Consider the following 3,081-nt stretch of genomic DNA (forward strand, 5'->3'; position numbering starts at 1 on the left):
CCACCAGCACCAGCGCCTCGCGCAGGCGCGGCGACAGACGCCACAGCGCCCCGTCCAGGTCACGCAGGTCATCGGCGCGTTCCGTCCCGGCATTTTCGGGCTGGTCGGGCCGGCGGGCATAATCGGACATGACATCACGCTCGCGCCGCCCGTGGCGGGCCTGTTCATAAAACAGGTTGCGCGCGATGGTGTACAGCCATGCCTTCATGCTCGTGCCCGGCGTGAACTGATCCAGCGCGCCCAGCGCGCGCAGCACCGTTTCCTGCACGAGATCATCCGCCGATGCGACCTGCCCGGTCAGAAACCGGGCAAAACTGCGCAATTGTGGCAAAAGAGCCAGCATCTCGCCACGCAAGTGCGTGACCATGGACGGATCGGGTGGTATTCTGGCTTCCAGTTTGTTTACTCTATCAAGTCTTGCAGCACAGTGTAACGCTGTCATGATCCGGGTGTAACAATTTATCTGGGGAGATGAATGCCTCATGTCGCTATCACGGCGTCAAGACCTGCTTCGCGCCCTGCCCTATGCCCGGCGTTACGCCCGCGCACTGTGTGGCAGCCAGTCGAGCGGCGACCTTCTGGTGGCCGAAAGCCTGCGCGAACTCATGGCGGTGGACGATCCTTCCATGCCGCCCAGCTGCGCCTGTACCAATGGATATCACGCCATCACGCACAGGGATGCAGGACGGCTGAACCGAAAGATGGCATGTCGCAGCAGGCGCGCAAGCTGCTTCTGCTCACCGCCCTCGAGGAACTGAGCATAACCGACGCCGCGCGCGTGCTGTCACTTGCGCCCGGACAGGCGACCACCATGCTGGAAGAAGCCCATGCCCGCCTGCGTTCATGTGCCCAGACGAGTGTCCTGATCATCGAGGATGAACCCATCATCGCCATGGACATAGAGGAACTGGTGCGCCAGTGCGGCCATACCATAGCCGGCGTCGCCAGCAGCGAGGCGGAAGCCGTCCGTCTGGCGCGCGAGACCCGGCCCGGCCTGATCCTGGCCGACATCAACCTGGGCGATGGCGGTGATGGCATGAGCGCCGTGTCCAGCATCCTGCGCCATCAGGACATTCCGGTCATTTTCGTCACCGCCTACCCCGAACGCCTGCTGACGGGCGATACGATCGAACCCGCCTTCGTCATCACCAAGCCTTTCGAACCCCTTACGCTGGCCGTTTCCACCTATCAGGCTGTTTCAGGCGGTGTGCCGCTGAACTGACCCCCCTGCATGCCTGTATCCGCGCCCGTGTCCTCCCCTCCGTCCCTTCTTGCGTATATGTTGCGGTTCCTGGCCGCGTACCCGGACGGGGCTGATCCGCTATGACAGCTTACAGAGAGGGCACATGAAACGGCTGGTCATCGTCTCCAATCGCGTTCCCGTTCCCACGGAGGGCCTGCGCCCCGGCGGGCTCGCGGTGGTGCTGAAAGACCTGCTGGCCCGGCAGGGCGGCATGTGGTTCGGCTGGAACGGGGTCTGTCACCCCGACGCGGCCCACCTCCCCCCCGAAATCCAGAAGGCCGATGGCGTGGAATACGCCACCATCGGCCTGACACCCGCCGAACACCGCAATTATTACACCGGCTTTTCCAATTCCACCCTGTGGCCGCTCATGCATTCCCTGCCGGAATGCATTCATTTCGAGCGGCGCGAGCTGGCTTCCTACTGGTCGGTCAATGAACGGTTTTGCGAAAACCTGCTGCCGCTGCTGCGCACGGATGACATCATCTGGATTCATGACTACCACCTGCTGCCGCTGGCCGCCCTGCTGCGCCGCCATGGCGTGCGCCAGCCCATCGGCTTTTTCCTGCATACCCCCTTTCCCGCGCCCGACATGCTGGCCACCGCACCCGACGGGGGCACCTTCCTGCGTGACCTGCTGAAGGCGGACCTGCTGGGCTTCCAGACCGCCGATGACACCGCCAATTTCATATTCGCCGCCAGCCGCACGGCGGGCGCGGTCACGGTGGATGGGGAAACCCTGCTGTTTGAAGGCCACAGGGTCCGCGTCGGCACCTTCCCCGTCGAGATCGACCCCCGCACCTTCGCCAGCACCGCCGCCGCCGCCATGGAGACGGAAGACCTGCGCAGGCTTTCGGGTTCGCTCGCGGGGCGGAGGCTGATATTCGGCGTGGACCGCATGGACCCGACAAAGGGGCTGGACCATCGTCTGGCCGGGTACGAACGCCTGCTTGAAACCTATCCCACACGCCAGCGTCAGGTCACATTCCTCCAGATCGCGGCGGAAAGCCGGACGGACGTGGCCAGCTACCAGGCGCTGCGCAACCGGCTGGAACACCAGATCGGCAAGCTCAATGCCCATTGCGGGCAGGCGGACTGGACCCCGCTGCGCTTTCTTACCCGCGGCAGCCCGCGCCCCACGGTGGCCGGGTACATGCGGCTGGCGGATATTGGCTACATCACGCCCCTGCGCGACGGGATGAATCTGGTCGCCAAGGAATTCATCGCGGCGCAGGATCCGCAAAATCCCGGCGTGCTGGTCCTCTCACGTCTGGCCGGGGCGGCAAGGCAGCTTGACGCCGCCCTGCTGGTCAACCCGCTGGACCATGACGACATGGCCGATGCGCTGGAACGCGCGCTGGCCATGTCGCTTACCGAACGGCGCGAACGCTGGCAGGCCTGCTGGAACGCCATCGCCGACCGCACGGCGCTGGGCTGGGGGCTGTCCTTCCTGAACATCCTGCAGGCCACGGCGGAGACCTGAACCCTCACACCAGCCTTGCGCGCAGCCCGGTTGTGGAGACATAAGCGGCCATGGCTTCTCCTCCCCTTCTTCTCCTTCAGGATATTACCCTGACCCTTGGCGGCGCGCCGCTGCTCAACGGCACGGGTTTCGGCGTCGCCCCGGGCGAGCGCATCTGCCTTGTCGGGCGCAATGGCTGTGGCAAGTCTACCCTGCTGCGCATCGCGGCGGGTGAGATACAGGCTGATGACGGCACCCGCTTCGTGCAGCCCGGCACCACCATGCGCTACCTGCCGCAGGAGCCCGACCTGTCCGGCTTCGCCACCACGCTGGATTACGTGCGCGCCGGCATGGGGCCGGGCGACCCGGAATACCG

Annotated in this window: 3 protein-coding genes and 1 pseudogene; 3 read left to right on the plus strand and 1 reads right to left on the minus strand. The window is 65.0% G+C overall.

All coding sequences use genetic code 11. From position 1 onward, the window contains the following. Positions 1 to 367: sigma-70 family RNA polymerase sigma factor (locus JCM25156_RS12340; RefSeq protein ID WP_242402638.1), on the minus strand; the 367-nt coding region annotated here is incomplete at its 3' end. 115 nt (positions 368 to 482) lie between these two features. Here JCM25156_RS12340 and JCM25156_RS24090 point away from each other — a divergent pair. The 3 genes and pseudogenes from JCM25156_RS24090 to JCM25156_RS12355 form a co-directional block, all read left to right on the plus strand. Beyond that, positions 483 to 1,222: pseudogene (locus JCM25156_RS24090) on the plus strand (response regulator). 124 nt (positions 1,223 to 1,346) lie between these two features. Further along, positions 1,347 to 2,726, plus strand: a complete 1,380-nt coding sequence (locus tag JCM25156_RS12350; protein ID WP_025813311.1) for an alpha,alpha-trehalose-phosphate synthase (UDP-forming) — start codon at positions 1,347 to 1,349, stop codon at positions 2,724 to 2,726. Positions 2,727 to 2,776: 50 nt separating this feature from the next. Further along, positions 2,777 to 3,081 (plus strand): ATP-binding cassette domain-containing protein (locus JCM25156_RS12355; protein ID WP_025813313.1); only part of this gene is annotated, 305 nt, incomplete at its 3' end.

The organism is Komagataeibacter kakiaceti JCM 25156 (assembly GCF_000613305.1).